The sequence below is a fragment of the Bacteroidia bacterium genome, from assembly GCA_041391665.1.
Taxonomy (GTDB): Bacteria; Bacteroidota; Bacteroidia; order J057; family J057; genus JAGQVA01.
This window is the reverse complement of the sequence record JAWKNO010000001.1, coordinates 2,321,350-2,337,850: the sequence shown is the minus strand read 5'-3', so window position 1 is coordinate 2,337,850 and position 16,501 is coordinate 2,321,350. Positions and strand designations below refer to the sequence as shown.

At 47.0% G+C, this 16,501-nt stretch carries 14 protein-coding genes; 4 read left to right on the top strand and 10 right to left on the bottom strand.

Annotation, left to right across the window (positions count from 1 at the left end; genetic code table 11):
• Positions 1–6: 6 nt before the first annotated feature.
• Positions 7–2,133 carry a PQQ-binding-like beta-propeller repeat protein gene (locus tag R3D00_09670; GenBank protein ID MEZ4773436.1) on the bottom strand — a complete coding sequence of 709 codons (2,127 nt, stop codon included), beginning with the start codon at positions 2,131–2,133 and terminating at the stop codon, positions 7–9.
• Positions 2,124–4,781: a family 78 glycoside hydrolase catalytic domain gene (locus tag R3D00_09665; protein ID MEZ4773435.1), complete on the bottom strand. Its 2,658-nt coding sequence runs from the start codon at positions 4,779–4,781 to the stop codon at positions 2,124–2,126. Before R3D00_09665 ends, R3D00_09670 begins: the two co-directional genes overlap by 10 nt.
• Positions 4,782–5,197: 416 nt before the next feature.
• Between R3D00_09665 and R3D00_09660 the strand changes: the two genes are divergently transcribed.
• On the top strand, positions 5,198–5,431 hold the full coding sequence (locus R3D00_09660) for a hypothetical protein (protein ID MEZ4773434.1): 234 nt from the start codon (positions 5,198–5,200) through the stop codon (positions 5,429–5,431).
• A 19-nt stretch (positions 5,432–5,450) separates the two neighbouring features.
• Here the strand turns inward: R3D00_09660 and R3D00_09655 are convergent, their stop codons facing one another.
• On the bottom strand, positions 5,451–6,011 hold the full coding sequence (locus R3D00_09655; protein MEZ4773433.1) for a YqgE/AlgH family protein: 561 nt from the start codon (positions 6,009–6,011) through the stop codon (positions 5,451–5,453).
• A gap of 91 nt (positions 6,012–6,102) precedes the next feature.
• Positions 6,103–7,683 (bottom strand): alpha,alpha-trehalase TreF, encoded by a 1,581-nt coding sequence (gene treF, locus R3D00_09650; GenBank protein MEZ4773432.1) that lies wholly within the window; start codon positions 7,681–7,683, stop codon positions 6,103–6,105.
• A gap of 241 nt (positions 7,684–7,924) precedes the next feature.
• On the opposite strand from treF, the gene R3D00_09645 reads away from it, so the two are divergent.
• From R3D00_09645 to R3D00_09635, 3 genes are read left to right on the top strand one after another with little or no spacing between them, the layout of a single operon-like run.
• Positions 7,925–8,503 (top strand): sigma-70 family RNA polymerase sigma factor, encoded by a 579-nt coding sequence (locus tag R3D00_09645; protein ID MEZ4773431.1) that lies wholly within the window; start codon positions 7,925–7,927, stop codon positions 8,501–8,503.
• 22 nt (positions 8,504–8,525) lie between these two features.
• The gene (locus R3D00_09640) at positions 8,526–9,098 is read left to right on the top strand and encodes a hypothetical protein (protein ID MEZ4773430.1); all 573 of its coding nucleotides are present in this window, start codon (positions 8,526–8,528) and stop codon (positions 9,096–9,098) included.
• Positions 9,076–10,167: a hypothetical protein gene (locus tag R3D00_09635; protein MEZ4773429.1), complete on the top strand. Its 1,092-nt coding sequence runs from the start codon at positions 9,076–9,078 to the stop codon at positions 10,165–10,167. Before R3D00_09640 ends, R3D00_09635 begins: the two co-directional genes overlap by 23 nt.
• A 5-nt stretch (positions 10,168–10,172) precedes the next feature.
• On the opposite strand, the gene R3D00_09630 is transcribed toward R3D00_09635, so the two are convergent.
• From R3D00_09630 to R3D00_09605, 6 genes are all read right to left on the bottom strand, one after another.
• Complete coding sequence (locus tag R3D00_09630) at positions 10,173–11,366, bottom strand: PQQ-binding-like beta-propeller repeat protein (GenBank protein MEZ4773428.1); 1,194 nt, start codon at positions 11,364–11,366, stop codon at positions 10,173–10,175.
• Positions 11,367–11,368: 2 nt separating this feature from the next.
• Entirely contained in the window at positions 11,369–11,596 is a 228-nt protein-coding gene (locus R3D00_09625) for a hypothetical protein (GenBank protein MEZ4773427.1), read from the bottom strand.
• 347 nt (positions 11,597–11,943) lie between these two features.
• Positions 11,944–13,137, bottom strand: a complete 1,194-nt coding sequence (locus R3D00_09620; protein ID MEZ4773426.1) for a PQQ-binding-like beta-propeller repeat protein — start codon at positions 13,135–13,137, stop codon at positions 11,944–11,946.
• Between the two features lie 26 nt (positions 13,138–13,163).
• Positions 13,164–14,561 (bottom strand): hypothetical protein, encoded by a 1,398-nt coding sequence (locus tag R3D00_09615; GenBank protein ID MEZ4773425.1) that lies wholly within the window; start codon positions 14,559–14,561, stop codon positions 13,164–13,166.
• A gap of 10 nt (positions 14,562–14,571) precedes the next feature.
• Entirely contained in the window at positions 14,572–15,402 is an 831-nt protein-coding gene (locus R3D00_09610) for a hypothetical protein (GenBank protein MEZ4773424.1), read from the bottom strand.
• Positions 15,403–15,610: 208 nt separating this feature from the next.
• A complete protein-coding gene (locus R3D00_09605; GenBank protein MEZ4773423.1) occupies positions 15,611–16,501 on the bottom strand; it encodes a sugar phosphate isomerase/epimerase family protein in 891 nt (296 codons plus the stop codon).

The following is a 16,501-nucleotide window of genomic DNA, read 5'->3' as shown; positions in this document are numbered from 1 at the left end:
CCTTATTTACGGAAGAGCAAAAGCTACAAAAAGATCGCCACGTTCCTTCGTAACTTTTCCTCCTCCTGCTGCGAAAACGATATACTGTTTGCCGTTGACTTCATAAGTACAGGGGGTAGCCATAGCGGAAAATGGCAGTTTGTATTTCCACAATTCCTTACCAGTGGCTTTGTCGAAGGCTCTCACCGTGCGGTCTTTGGATGCTCCGATAAATATCAGTCCGCCGGCTGTCACCACGGGTCCGCCATAGTTTTCCATTCCGGTTACTGGGATCCCTTTTGCGGTGAGTTCTTCGTATTCTCCCAGCGGTACTTTCCACAGGATTTCGCCTTTGTTAAGGTCAATGGCGTTGAGTGTGCCCCACGGAGGAGATACGGCGGGATAACCTTCGCTGTCCACAAAGCGGTTGTAGCCGGCGTGGGCATAGGGCGCAGCAATAATTTCGTCTTTTCCACTTAGGCCGGGGGAAGTTTTGTCTTCCATGAGATAGGCAGCGACACTGGTTTTTTCAGCTTCGGAAAGGAAGGCAAATACGGGCATGGTGTTGCGGCCATTGGCAAGGATATTTTTCACCGAATCTGCTGTCAACCGGTCTTTTAAGCCTGTGAGCGCGGGAGCAGTCCCGTGAAAAGTCGAACCTTGCAATTCTGCCCCATGGCAGCTCATACAATAGGTCTGATAGACTTTTTTGCCCTGATCGTAAAGGGTGGTTCCTCCTTTTCCCCTGACATCGATCATTTTCAGAATCCAGGGCATTTCGTTGGCATTGACGTAGAGAATTCCGGTAGTGGGATCAAACCCTGCGCCCCCCCATTCTCCGCCGCCGTCATAGCCGGGGAAAAGCATGGTTCCTTCCACCGTAGGGGGGTAATATGCGCCTTTGTTTACTGATTTTTGGAGTATCGCCAGCAGGGAGTCTTTGTCTTTGGAGTAGGGGTTTATGTCTGTTTCGGGAAAGGTCTGTCTGGCAAATGGCTCAGGTTTTTGGGGAATGGGTTGTGTAGGCCAGGCTTCCTCGCCAAAAAGATTTGACTGGGGAAATGGTTTTTCGTCAATGGGAAAAAGTGATTCGCCGGTTTCTCGGTCCAGCACGAATACAAAAGCGGATTTGGTAATCTGGGCAATGGCATCGCGTTTTTTGCCGTTGTGGGTTACGGTTACCAGCGTCGGCGGTGCGGGCAGGTCTCTGTCCCAGATGTCGTGGTGTACGGTCTGGTAATGCCAGATTCGTTCGCCGGTATTGGCGTTGAGGGCGATAATGCAGTTGGCAAACAGGTTTTCGCCTTTGCGGTCTCCGCCCCAGAAATCGGAGGCAGCCGAACCTGTGGGAATATACACTATCCCTCTTTCCTCATCGAGGGTCAGTCCTGACCAGTTGTTGGCACCGCCGGTGTACATCCACGCTTGTTCGGGCCAGGTTTCGTAGCCAAATTCGCCCGGCTGGGGAATGGTGTGAAAAATCCATTTCTGCTCTCCGGTACGCACATCAAAGGCCCGGATATGCCCGGGCACGGCAGGGAGGCGTTCGCTCGTCAAAAATCCCTGAATCAGCAAATCTCCGTAAATCACCCCGGGTGTGGTTGCTTCAAGCCATACATCATTGACGTCCTGTCCCAGCCCTGTCTTCAAATTGAGTTTTCCATTCTCGCCAAAAGACGAAATCAACTCACCCGTCAGGGCGTTCAGGGAGACAAAGTGGTGTTTAATCCCCAACATCACCCGCTTGTCTTCCCCGTCTTCCCAATAGAGAATGCCGCGACTGAGTCCGCTTTCTTCCATGGGTTTATTGGCCCAGACTTCTTTTCCGGTGGCAGCATCGAGGGCAAAAACTTTGGAGTCAGGCGAAACGCCATACACCAGCCCATTGACCATGATCGGGTTGTACTGGAGCGCCGTTTTTTCATTTGCCCCTCCGCTGTTGTACTCCCAGGCTACCTGAAGCTGGCCGACATTGTCGGGGGTAATCTGGTTGAGAGATGAATAATGTGTACGACCTGGATCACCCAGATAGTGGCTCCAGTTGCGGTAGCTGTCGCTCTCTTTTTCAGGAGCCGTGCAGGCACTCAGAAATAGAATAATGAAAGGGAGTAAAACATTTTTGTGCATAGTAGTAGTCGTAAATTTTATTTCCATTCATACGAGAAGTTGTAGGAACCAGCGCCCACCTGGTGAATTTCATCACCGGAAAGTTTGGGGAGAACTATTGACGCGGTGGTATTCGGAGGAATGACAACAGATAATGAAAACACATTTGCTTCTATTTTCCAGTCGGTAGTTAGTTCACCATACATTGTCAACAGTTTTCCTGAAGCATGAGTAAGTTTTCCTCCCGGACGAGGGCGAATGATGGCTTTTTTGTAACCCGGCACAGATGGATCGAGTTGTATGCCCGCAATATGCTGGTACATCCAGTCGCCGATGGCTCCGTAGGCATAATGATTGAAGGAGTTCATCCCTACATTTTGAAAACTTCCATCAGGACGAATGCCGTCCCATCTTTCCCAGATCGTGGTTGCGCCCATTTTTACAGGGTAGAGCCACGAAGGATACGTTTCCTGAAAAAGCAGATCGTAAGCGACATCTTCATACCCAAACCTGCTCAACACATGACAGAGGTAAGGCGTGCCGAGAAAACCTGTAGTCAGATGGTTTTTGTAGCTGCGGATATTTTCCACCAGGCGCTTTGCCGCTGCGGGACGCTGTGATTCAGGCAAAAGGTCAAAGTTTAGCGCGAGTACGTAAGCAGTCTGCGAATTGGATACAAGCCGTCCCGAAGGGGTGACAAACTCGCGCTGGAAAGTTTCCTTTACACGGCCAAGCAAGCGGCTGTATTTTTCCACATCATCTTTTTTCCCTATTACTGCTGCCGTTTTTATCAGGAGTTCGGTGGAATAGGCAAAAAATGCCTGTTTGATCAGGATCTTATCTGTGATGGCAGATGTGCCGTCGGTGTCATCCTGTAAACTGTAAAACAGCCAGTCGCCAAACGTGAAAACCGTATCCCATAAATAATTTTCGCCCGCTCCGTCCGCCATATAATCCACCCAGGCTTTCATGGAAGGATACTGGTTTTCGAGAATGCGTGTGTCTCCATAAGTCAGATAAACTGTCCAGGGAATAATGACTGCGGCATCGGCCCAACCGGCGGAGCCAACGTCTTTTGCCCGGAGCACCTGAGGAATTACATAAGGCACGGCCCCTTCAGGAGTCTGGTCTGCCGCCACATCGCCCAGCCATTTGGTGTAAAAGGCTGCGACGTCCATATTAAAAGCAGCGGTACGGGCAAATACCTGCGCATCGCCGGTCCAGCCCAGTCTTTCATCTCGCTGCGGACAATCGGTAGGCACGTCCACAAAATTGCCTTTCTGCCCCCACTGAATATTGTGCTGGAGCTGATTGAGGAGCGAATCTGAGCAGGAAAAATTTCCGGTGGGTGCCATGGCAGAATGGATGACTACGCCCGTGAGGTTATCTTTGGTGATGGTTCCCGGAAATCCTTCAACTTTCACGTATCGAAAACCCTGGAAAGTAAAATGCGGCTCAAACGTTTCGGTTCCGCTTCCGTTGAGAATATATTCGTTTTTCTGTTTGGCTGCGCGGAGGTTTTCTGTATAAAAATTGCCCGCTTTATCGAGCACTTCTGCATGATACAGCGTAATACGTGTTCCGGTCTTTCCGCTGGCGGTCAGTTTTACCCAGCCTACCATATTTTGCCCAAAATCAACAACGGTTTCGCCTTTGGGAGTCTGAAATATAGAAACAGGAGAGATCTCTTGAATTTTCCTGACGGGAGGCCCTACCTGCGCGATCAGGTGTTCTTTGGGATAATCCACCACTTTGACCGGTGTCCAGTCGCTGTCATCATATCCGGGTAAAGTCCAGCCCATTTTTTCTTCTCTAGCGTCATAGGTTTCTCCATTGTAAATATCGGAAGCGATTACAGGGCCTGTGGCTGACTTCCAGTTTTGGCCGGTTGTAAACCGCGCGGTTTTCCCATTGGTATAACGCACTTCAATCTGAGCCAGAGCACCCAGTTTTTCGCCATAGGTATTGCGGTGATTTTGCCAAACGAGAAATCCTCTGTACCAGCCATCGCCCAGTACAACGCCGATAGCATTATTTCCCTGGCGAAGCTGATCCGTTATATCGTACACCTGATATTGTAGTCTTTTGTTGTAGCTGGTCCATCCGGGGGTCAGCAGATCTTCTCCCACCCTTTCCCCATTGATCTGGGCTTCATACAAACCATGAGCGGTGATATAAAGTCTTGCATCGCGGATTTTCCCATTTACAGCAAACTCCGAGCGTAACATCGGAGAAGGAGATGATTTTTTCAGATCTTCGGATAGATTAGACTCTATCCACATAGCCGTCCAGTCACTGGGCTTTAGTCCGGTTTCAAACCAGGCAGTTTCGCTCCATGGAATAGGTTTTCCCTCATTGATCCAAACCCTGACCTGCCAGAAGTACCTCGTCGCGGAGTTTAGAGGAGTTTGACCCGCATAAGCGACATTTACGGACTGGTCAGAAAGGATTTTGCCGGAGTCCCAGATCAGATTTCGGCCTTTCTTCAGGTCTGATTCGGAGGTGGATATTCTGATTTGAAAGGAAGATTGTACAATATTCTGCCCGAGCGCCGGAAGCATCCAGCTAAATCGGGGATTTTCAGCCCCGATACACAGCGGATTTTCCTGATATTCGCATTTAAGCCCAGAGATAGACTGCGAAAAGAGCCATACAGGCAGAAGCCCTGTCAGGAATATTGTAAGAAATCGGGCCATTGTGTTCTGATTATTTTTTCAAAGAGCACAATTTAATGAATTGTTATAGGATTTCCATCCCATTCCATCATGCCTGTGAGTCAGAAAACAATTGTGCCGATCTTCCATCAAGCCGAATAAAAAAGAAAAGAGAGATTGTCTCTAATAAAAAAATACCTGCCCGTAAGCCATAGAAACGAGGTTGAGATAATTTAACTTGGAAAAGTGGTCTGAAACTTTTAATATTTCGACAGATTTAATTATTCGATTCCCTAATATGGCTTGCTCTGTTATTCCCGCCATTCAGGTAAATATGCAGAAACGTGCATTTTGGTTATTCCCGAAATGTAATAATCAGGCTTATTCGAAATGCGAAATATATATATCATGTATTAACTAGCATTATGTTTTCACCCTGAATCGTAATTCTTTACTGTATGCGTGCTTTTTCCCAGACTCCTAAAATTTCCCCTGCCCCTCGTCCGACAATGAGTGAGGATACCGCAGGAATTTTCTTTGCAATGGTTTTATATGTGGCTGTTATTTTTGGTATTCGCGCTTACAATCAGTCATCTCACGATACGGTTGCCGCACCGACCACCCAAAATACCGTACAAATCGAAACCCCTCCGTCCTCTACGGCAGAGTATAGCCTATACACAAAAGATTAATTCCCGACCGCTTGATCTGTTAGTTCATTCTGGGATCCACCGGATAGTTGGAGATCACCCGGTATTTGGTTCCCATACTCTGCAATACCTGGCGCCACATATCGCTGTAGTCTGGTTGAAAGACAAAAAATGGAGCCTCTGGTGCGATGATCCATGACTTGCGCTCCAGTTCCTGCTCCAACTGACTGGGTCCCCACCCCGAGTACCCTACAAAAAACAGGACATCCGAAGCATCCACATGCCCCAGGCTGATTTTTCGCTTCAGGTCGTCAAAATCTCCGCCCCAATATACGCCATGACATACGGGCTTTGCCCCCGGTAAATCTTGCAGGCGGTGCACAAAATGAAGTGTACTTTGCTCCACCGGCCCGCCCATAAATACGGGGGATTCAAGTGAGGGCATTCCATCTACCACCTCACTGATCGCGACATTCAGCTGCCGGTTCATGACAAATCCCATGGTGCCATGGGCATTGTGCTCTACGAGCAAAACTACCGATCGCTTAAAGTTGTAATCGTGCATGAATGGCTCCGATATCAGGAACCTGCCGGGTGCGGGTTTGTAAGAACTGGTTAGCATGTCACATATTGTTAGCCAGGTGATAGAGTTACGCAGATACGATGGAGTCCAATATACAACAAGGAAATTAATTTTTAAAATCTGAAGTAAATCATTTCTCTGATAATAAACGCAAAAGCACCCCATTGGTCCAGCCAAACCCGTCCTGATTGGGATATTCGCCGCCTCCGGCTGATAAAGTCAGGTCCATGACATTGTACTTTTCCGTCAGTTTGCCGGTACGCTGAAATACGCGGCTGCCGATATTTACCCACCGGGTCTTTATTTCATTGGCCAGCTCCAGCTGGTTGTAATTGCGTAGTCCCTGGATTGTCATCCACTGCAACGGTGCCCAACCGTTGGGGGCATCCCACTGCTGGCCGGTCTGGTTGAGTGTGGAAGTAACCCCACCGGGCTGCAAAAAGCCCTCTTTCATCCATTTGGCAACTTTTACCGCCTGTTCTTCCGAGGCTATACCGGCAACAAGTGGGTACATCATCGCCAGAGAAGGCACCGATGTATGTGCTTTTTTCTCTATGTCATAGTCAGCAAAACGCCCTTCGGCTTCCGACCAGCAATACTTCATTATTGCATCATTTCTTTTGGCTGCGGCTTTCAGGTATTCCTGCTGACGCTGTACATTCCCCGACAACTCCCATGCGTGGGCGAGGGTCATTTCCAGGGTATAAAGCAGGGCATTCAGATCCACAGGCACGATTTTAGTGGTGCGGATGGTTGTCATTTGCTGGGGATTTTCAAACCAGCGGCTACAGAAATCCCATCCCGACTCAGCAGCTGCACGCAAATCGCCATATACCTCTGCTTTATCTCTGCCACTTTCCTCCGCCAGCAATACGTCCTCTTTATAAGCTTCCGGGCGCGGCTCGGGAAAACGATCATAAAATCGGTTCAATATTTCCCCATCCGGCATTTTCACCACGTGGGCAACGGCAAATTCTCCGCCCTCTGGCAATTTCCCTCCTTCCATCCAAAAATTGTATTCTTTCTCCAAAGCAGGCAGGTAATCAGTCAGCACCGTCTCCCCCTCTACCTCTGCCAGCAGATTTACCATCATCGCAAAAAATGGAGGTTGCGAACGACCAAGATAATAGGTGCGGTTACCGTTGGGGATAAAACCTACTGTATCGATCAGCCAGGCAAAATTGTCCACCATATTGCGGATCATTCCCGAAGCGTTTTCAGAAACCTGCAATCCCAGCATGGTAAAATAGCTGTCCCAATAATAGATTTCCCTAAACCGACCACCCGGCACAATGTAGGGATGGGGAAGCGGAATCAACGTACCCGCAGATTCGTGGTCAGGCTGGCGGGTAAGTACCGGCCACAGCCGCTCAATATGGGCGGAAACCGACTGAGTTGTATCCGCTACAAAATCAGAGCCGACGACCTGAGGTGCAGCGAAGTTTTGCTCGACAAATGTTTCCAGTGAAAAATCAGCAGATGTTTTTTGAGACTGGTATTTCTTCAGGATTTCGCTATCGGGAAAAAGCGGGGTATGGTCGGCAAATGTTTTGGAGTCGGGGAAAATACCGGCCATTTCCACATCAGCATACAATTCACCAAACCGCTTTTCGGGTCCGGCCAGGGTATGGGTGGTGGTGGGCTCGGGTGTAAGCCGGCAACTGGCCAACACCCAGACGAGTAGTAACAGAGCAATCCTTTGCTGATTCATTTTTCCTTATAGTAATAGTATTAGCAGCAAGGTACAAAAAGAAGACCGATAGAATCAATGCTACAAGGGGTTTTGCCCAATTTTCCGGCAATTTTCCCAAGGGTATTCATTCTGCTTCCAGTCAGGTTCATTCCCTATTATCACAGGTTCACTCCGTTTGGTTGGTGAAAGGTCTTTATATGCTTTTGTTTAGCTGGTGCAACTTTTCAGGAATCTCATTGTCATTTTAAACGAACAAACATTGGCAACACTAGCAGAAATACCGAACCTATTGGTCGAGCGCTGCAAGAGAGGCGACCAGATGGCACAATTTGAATTGTACAAAAAGTACACAAAAGCCATGTACAACGTAGCAGTGCGTATCACACGAGACGCCATGGAAGCGGAGGATGTACTTCAGGAAGCATTTGTAAGGGCTTTCCGCAGTCTCCACAGTTTTAAGGGCGACTCTACCTTCGGAGCCTGGTTGAAGCGAATTGTGATCAACACTTCCATCAACCACCTCAAAAAACGGAAAGGTGACTTTGTAGACATTGACGAAGTCAGAATAGACGTAAGTGAGGAAAAACCGGAAAAAGGAGCATTTAGCGCTCAGTGGGATATGAATCAGGTTCGGGAAGCGATCATGAATTTGCCAGAGGGCTACCGGCTCGTGTTTAGTCTCTATCTGATCGAAGGGTATGATCACAAGGAAATTGGCGATATACTCGGAATCTCAGAGGCTACTTCGAAGTCGCAGTTTAGCCGGGCAAAGAAAAAGCTTCGGGAAATGCTGGAAGATGCCGTGGAGCCGGGCTTGCGCCTCGCTCGTTCGGGATGACACCAGAAGACAATTAAACAGAATGAGAGACCACCTAGAGAAGTACATCCTTGCCAACAAACGTGAGCTGGATGTTCACAGACCCAGTCCACAACTTTGGGACCGCATTTACCGCGATTTGGCAACACCTGTAGCCATAGAAACACCTGAAACTGAACCTATACAGCAACGGAGGCCATTTTTCACCTGGAAAATCGCCGCCGCTATTGCTGTTATTGCATTTGTAAGCGGAGGCCTTTTCTGGAAAATGACCATGCAACCCCTTTCCCCGAAACCGGTCACTTCCCATGTTGAGAATGCACAACTCCATCAGATGGAAGCCTATTACCAGACTGCCATCAAAGCAAAACAAAATCAGATCAGACTTTTCGAGCAGGGAGGAGTACAACCCGACAACGCACTGTTTTTCCAACTGCAACGCCTGCAGGATCTGTATCAGGATCTGCGAAAAGAATTACCCGAAAGCCAGGACCCTGATGTAGTGGTCAATGCCATGATGCAAAACCTGACCATGCAAATGGAGATTCTCAACCAGCAATTAATGATTTTAGAACAAATCAAATCCATGACAAATGAAAAGGATAGCCGTCTTTAGTCTGCTCCTGCTGGTCGCTGCTTCTCTGCTTTTCTCCTATCCCAATAATCCTACAGGAGAAGAAGCTACCCAGGTTATCAATAAAACTTATACCATCACCCCTGCTGATATTGTTGAGGTAAAAAATAAATACGGAAAAGTAGCCGTCAGCACCTGGGACAAAAAGCATATGGAGGTCACCATTACCATCATTGCAAAAGCTTCAACAAAACAAAAAGCAGAGGAAAAATTGGCAGAAGTTGCTATTCGGGAACGAGCATTTGGACAGAAAATCCAGTTTGAAACCCGCATAGATGGTACTCAACTGGCCATTGCCGGTACCTCTGCCATCAAAATCAATTACGAAATTCATCTTCCGGCAGGAAACCCGCTGGAAATCGAAAACAAATTTGGTGATATCGAGCTGGAAAAACGCGAAGGTAATGTGGATATTGACCTTTCATATGGAGACTTTTATGCAGGAGAACTGCTTGGTGCAGGGAATACCCTTCATCTTCAGTTTGGAAAAACGGATATCCGCTACTTCCATGGAGGCGACATTGATTTCTCTTTTGGAAGCCTCCATATCGACCAGAGCGAATTCCTATATCTCAAAAGCAATGCCTCACAGGTAGAAATCAACAAGGTCCAAAACATCGAACTATACGCCAATCTTGGAGAAATCAGACTCGACGAGGTGGGAGATATTTCGGGAAATTATACTTCCTCCAAATTTACCATCGGCAAACTCAATCAGTCGCTGGACATGAACGTAAAATACGCACCCCGGTTTGAAGTACGCGAAGTCAGCGCCGAAGTTGAAAAAATTAACATTGATGGCAATTTCAGCTCTTTTCATATTTATCTGGACCCTGACGCACAGATGAACCTCGACGCAACCATGGAAAACGGCGGGGTAGTCATTTCTGACCCCAGCATGCTGGTAGATTCGGTTATGGTAGAATCCAACCAGACACACTATCAGTCGCGAAGCCAGGATGCCACCGCACGGCAGGCCCGTCCGCCGGTCCAGGTCAATGTGCAGAACAAATTTGGCAGCCTTCGCGTCTATCGGAAGGATGATGAGTAGGAAAATCACTCCAACTGATAACACATCGCATACACATAGTCGGAGGTGAAAAGCCGGTCGGTTTTGGGGTCAATGGCCACTACCGGCGCAAAAAATGCGCCTGAGATCGTCTTCGCATGGGGTGAAGGAATGGACCACAATAGTTTTCCATCTTCGAGGTTGATGGCCTTAAGTTCCCGGTCGCCCGTGGCGTAGATCACGCCTTTATGCACCACCAGACGGCTGTACGTTTCGATCACTTCACTTTGCCAGATCCGGCTACCGGTCTCAATGTCAAACAGATGCAGCTTTTGCGCAAAGTTGTCTCCGTCGTTGACCAGCACCTTGTCGCCCGTGATCACTACTCCCGACGAGTTTACTCCGTTGGGGATATCTCGCTGCCAGCGTAAAACCCCCGTCTGACGGTCATAGCAGCGGAGATAAGTACCCCCCGCAAGCAGATAATCCTCATAGATTTCCAAAAAACCAAATGACTCCGGACCTTCGTGTTCAAACAAAATGGTATCTGTCGTGATATTATAACCTTTCAGAAAACCTTTAGCCTGAATGCTATCCGGGCGATACCAGGAGCCGGATAAATACAAAACGGTATCTCCCTTAGGAAGCATATGGCCGGTAAACGCGGAGATTCCAGGACGCCAGATTTCTGTACCCCAAAGGGAAACTGCGATTTTCCAGTCCCCTTTTTCAATATCTGCTATACCTAAATGTATATTTTGTTCTTTCCCTGCTTGAGGTTCTTCAAAGCCATTAATCAATACTCGGTCAAAACCTTTATTCTCCCGTCGCCCGTCTGCGTAGTCGACATTTGTCCATAGAATTTTACCACTCTCTATTTCAATTCCATATACCGGCCCTCGGGTAGAGTATCCCATTACCCCGATATATGAGTATTGAAAATTGGAGGGTCCCACTGCGCGGGAATCAGGATGAAGATCAGTTAATTTCCACTTCACTTCACCTGTACCAATATCCAATCCCATCAGAGGAGATTGAATATCCGAAGTCCGACGGAAGCTAAATACAACTGCCTCATTGCCTACTACAGGAGGCATAGTACTGGCTAATTCTAAGCTCTCATAAAGTGGAGTTTTCCACAGCAATCGGGCAACAAACCTATTATTCGGTGCCAGTTCATCCTCTCTACACCCAACGAAAATTATTAATACAAAAAGAAAAGAAAATCTAAGCGTTTTCATATTTAATAAATTTCAAAAAAAACTGCCACAGCTAACCCACATGCTGTCTCTATTTCTAAAGCTTTATCAAAAATCTGCTCATACCGCTCCGTCGCATTCGGGTGATGGACTTCTTCCTGGTGGTTGGCGTCGGCGATGCCCAGGAAGCAGGGACTGAGTGGGTCGGGGCGGGTGCTTACTCTGGGTGCCAGGCCGTCCAGATAATCCCTTTCTAAAATCAAATTTTTCATGTTAAGTATTGGTTTTTGAATGGTTACCTAATTCCGACACCCCAATGTTACAAAAAGATCATAATTTCGCCCAGCCACATCATTCATTTAATGAGTATCTCGCAATGTCCGCCAAGAAACCCTTTGCGTATTTTGCAGTTCTTTGCGTCTTGGCGTGAACCCTGCGGTCGACGAAAAGTATTTCTCGCAAAGGCGCAAAAAAGTCTTCAGTGCTTTTTCATTGCTTCCCGGAGTTTGAACTACGTAGGGCGCCTGCAAGGGCAGACAGCCACAGAACATGGAGAATCCGAAAAAACCTTTTGCGCGTTTTGCTTCACGCGGAGAATGTGGATGATGAGTAGGAAAAATCACTCCAACTGATAACACATCGCATACACATAGTCGGAGGTGAAAAGCCGGTCGGTTTTGGGGTCAATGGCCACCACCGGCGCAAAAAATGCGCCCGAAATCGTCTTCGCATGGGGTGAGGGAATGGACCACAACAGTTTTCCATCTTCGAGGTTGATGGCTTTGAGTTCCCGGTCGCCCGTGGCGTAGATCACGCCTTTATGCACCACCAGACGACTGTAGGTTTCGATGACTTCGCTTTGCCAGATGCGGCTGCCGGTCTCAATGTCAAACAGATGCAGCTTTTGCGCAAAGTTGTCTCCGTCATTGACCAGCACCTTGTCGCCCGTGATCACGACTCCCGAAGTGCCTACCCCATTGGGGATATTCCGCTGCCAGCGCAATACACCAGTCTGACGGTCGTAGCAGCGGAGAGAAAAACCTCCGTCCAGCAAAAAGTCTTCATGGAGTTGAAGATAGCCCGCCGATTCAATATTTTCAAAATCAAATAACATAGTATCTGCTGTAATATTCCAGCCTTTTAAGAAACCCGTTGCAATAATACTATCTGGACGATACCACGTCCCGGTAAGATATAGTACGGTATCCCCACCAGGTAATACCTGCCCGGTGAAATCAGTAATATCGGGACGCCAGATTTCGGTACCCAAAAGAGAAACTGCAATTTTCCAGTCCCCTTTTTCAATATCAGCTATGCCTAAATGGATTTTATGTTCTTTCCCTGGCTGAGGTTCTTCAAAACCATTAATCAACACATTACTGAAACCTTTATTTTCTCGCCGTCCATCCACATAATCGGTATTCGTCCAAAGAACATTTCCGCTTTCTATTTCGACTCCAAATACCGGCCCTCGGGTAGAGTATCCTAATACCCCATTATATGAATATTGAAAATTTAAAGGCCCGACTGCGCGAGAATCAGGGTGAATATCTGTCCAAAACCATTTCTCCTCTCCTGTATTCTTATCATATCCCTTTAAAGGTGATTGAAAATCCAAACCTTTTGTAACGCTGAAGATGACAATATTTTCTCCCACAACCGGATTCATTGACGAAGTTAACTCACCAGTGGAGGCAAGAAAGGTTTGCCATACAAGTTTTGGTATTTTGGCTTTCGGTATTGTAGTTGGCTCACTACAACCCAATAATAGCCACAGAAGGATATATGTAATAATAGTATGAGATGCTTTCATATTATGGCAATTATTTACGAAGCAGGCTATTGTATCCGGAAAAAGTTGGCTACCGCAAATCCACAGCTTTGAATAACAGGGGTTTCCCTATTAAAAATCTGCCGATACCGCTCCGTCGCATTCGGGTGATGGACTTCTTCCTGGTGGTTGGCGTCGGCGATGCCCAGGAAGCAGGGACTGAGTGGGTCGGGGCGGGTGCTTACTCTGGGTGCCAGGCCGTCGCTGATCTGGTTGTTGGTTATGAGCATCGTATATGTCTGGGAAGCCCAGCAGGCAGGATTCTGGTACGTAGCGTTCAGGTTCTGCCAGTAAGTCGGAAAATCTATGACCCCGTCCAGATAGTCCCTTTCTATATCCTCAATCTGACTCCAGCATATAAACATTGAGTTGGTAGTAATAGTAAAGGGATAGGTATCATTTGCGCCAATGAGCGTGTTCCAGCCCATTTCGCTATTGCTAAGCCAGGCGGCTCCCTGCGCAAACTGAAATGCAACATAAAATGAACTCGCCCCGGTTATGAAATTCCCCTGTAAAGAATTAATTACCCCAATAGTTGCAGCCAGCCCCGCTACAGCCGTTTCAACAGCTTGGATCTGGTTTGCAGCATTTACATATCCCTCGTCTCCGGCGGCATAAGGTGCCGGGGGAGGAGGAATATTTACAGGCATTGAATCTATTAAAGAAGACAAAAATCGCCAATGTACCGGGCTTTGTTCATCACCATACAAAAAAATCCGGGGTTTGGAACTGGTGTAGGGAAGGTTTGCAAGGGTCGGGCTTCCCACTTTCAGATCCACCAGGGTATTGGGAGCCAGATAAAGCGAAAGTTTGTCTTCCAGTTTTTCATAGGCAGCATTACAGACTAACTTGCCACCCAAATATTGGATAAAGAATCCAACAGGAGATATGGGGCTATAAAAGATTGAGTTAAAAATAGATAATACCGGATCCGTAATCACTTCTTTACATCCATCATCAAAGAATTCTTCCAGATTGCCGTTCTGGTACGAATTCACCAGTTTAATTCCCTTATGCGGAGTTCCTACTGTAATGTATCCACCAAAATATGAGTTCATGATTGCTTTTTGCGCCGGATTGGGGTAATGTTCCATCATCCGGATTGCCAGCCCGCCCGTACTATGGCCCATCATAATATTGTTGCTACCCGTAGGTACAGCCAGTGTTTGGAGGTTCTGCAAAACATCATCTGCTGCATTCTGAACACCGTTAAGATTATTATAGTTAAATCGGTGGGAATTTATATTCCACTCCTGTTCAAACATCGTTTCGTACACCTGCCACCCATTATCGCCATTACCAAATCCATGAAGCAAAATGACATTTCTTGCCGGGCTTTGGGAGTAGCCTGCGGTAAATGAGAAAACCAGGCTTAAAACCCCAAAAACGTATCGTATCGTTCTCATGCCAATCATATTATTGGTTTTTTTGAAAGGAAAAACTATGAAAAACTGTGTGTGTTTCTGATACCATAGGTACACCACTGCTGGCCGAATTTTCAAATTCTACCTGATGCATTCCCTTAATCACTGGTGGTTCCTGACCATCGTCATAATCCAATATCACCCGGAATTTTAACTCTCCCGACGAAGTATAAGTGGAAGTTCCATTCAAAACTTTGTCTTCTAGATTCAACAAAAAAACCACATCTTCTCCTGTACCTTGGTCTGTTTTTCGCACGGCCATAAAACTGCCTGGAATTTCGGTTATTACCGTTCCCTCCGTTTGCAGGGTTGAAACGGCCTGCTGCCAGAGTTGCCCCCGGCTTCCCGGCAAAAAGGTGAGCAATTGATTTAAACCCGGAAGGTCAATTTCAACACCTTCCATCAGATTCCTCTCCTGATCATATACTCTAAGCACCTGATTGGAAATATGTGCCATGTGAAATTTGGGGGAATCATCCGGCCTTGGCTCATGATCAAAGGGAATGGAAACCGACGGCGTTTTGTTTTCCATCAGCCATTCTCCTTCACCTGTAAGGTTGCCACAATATTGAAGCTCCATCCGACGAATTACCGGAATGCCCGCAATACTGTCGAGATAGCTCATGGTGCCTTGTACCTGATTCGCCAGTCTGCGAAAATAATACGTCTCCATGTCTAAATGTAAGGAAATTTCGCAGGAACTACTAAGAATTGACATACCGGGAATCGGTCCATTACCTGAAGCCGAGATTTGTGTTTGATCAGAATTACATCCGGCAAAAAATAACCATAAGGCAATCATAGCCCAAAACAGAACTTTCATGGCAGAAAATAATTTTTAAACCTCAGGAAAATTAGTTCGACACCCCAATGTTACAAAAAAAAAAATATTCACAAACCGCAGGAGATATTTTTTACAGAAAATCAGAAAATAGTACTGGCGTCATTCGATATATGACAGCAATGCCATGATTTTCAATCAAACAGCACAGCAGCCTTCGCGTCTACCGCAAGGATGAGGAGTAGGCTTTTCAGCCTTCAAATGGAGCAAAAATATTTTTGATCCGCCGCATCTCTTCGATGAGGTCGATGCCCGCCAGCGGCGGCGCCTGCTCAATGACCAGATAACCTGAGAAGTTTTTTTCGATCATCGCACGTACAATACCCTCTCCATCAGTAATACCTTGCCCGTAGGAAACGGTTTTATAGGTTCCCACTGACTGGCAATCCTTCAGGTCTATGTGGAAAATTTTGGAGTGAAACTTTTCAATGACATCAAAATTACTCACCCCCGCCCCGTCGAAATGTCCCATATCCAGACACATTCCCACATGGGTGGAATCCACTGCCTGAAAAATAGAATCGTAATCGTCGATATTTTCAATATTGTTGTTGGCGTGGTTTTCTACAAGTATCAGCACATCCATTTCCTCAGCTGCGGGTGCCAGTTCTTTTAAGACCTTAAGCACATTTTCCAAACCACCCGCATCTCCGCGTTTTGCTCCGGTAAATTTTACCCGCCGGCAACCCAGTTTTTTTGCCTGCTCCATCAGCCAGAGTTTATGTGTAACATCTTTGAGCTCTGGCGCGCCAAATGCTGTTCCCTGAAGGCAGATGGGACGCAATCCTTTTTCATAACAACGGTCCATGATACTGCGAATACCTGAAGGGGTAATCGTGCGGGAATGCCATACATTAAACTCCACGTTTTTTATCCCAATCTGTGGTATCAGTTCAAAGGCTTTTTTAAAGTATTCGTCCCCAAAACCGTCCAGACAAATGGTGGCTATCGCCAGTTCTACTTTTTTTTCTTTTTCCGGGGAATTCTCTTTAGCAGAAAATGTCGGTAAACCTGCACCTAATCCGGCCAGCAACGCTGATGTGTTTTTTACAAAAGTTCGTCTGTTGAGGGAGTTTTTCAT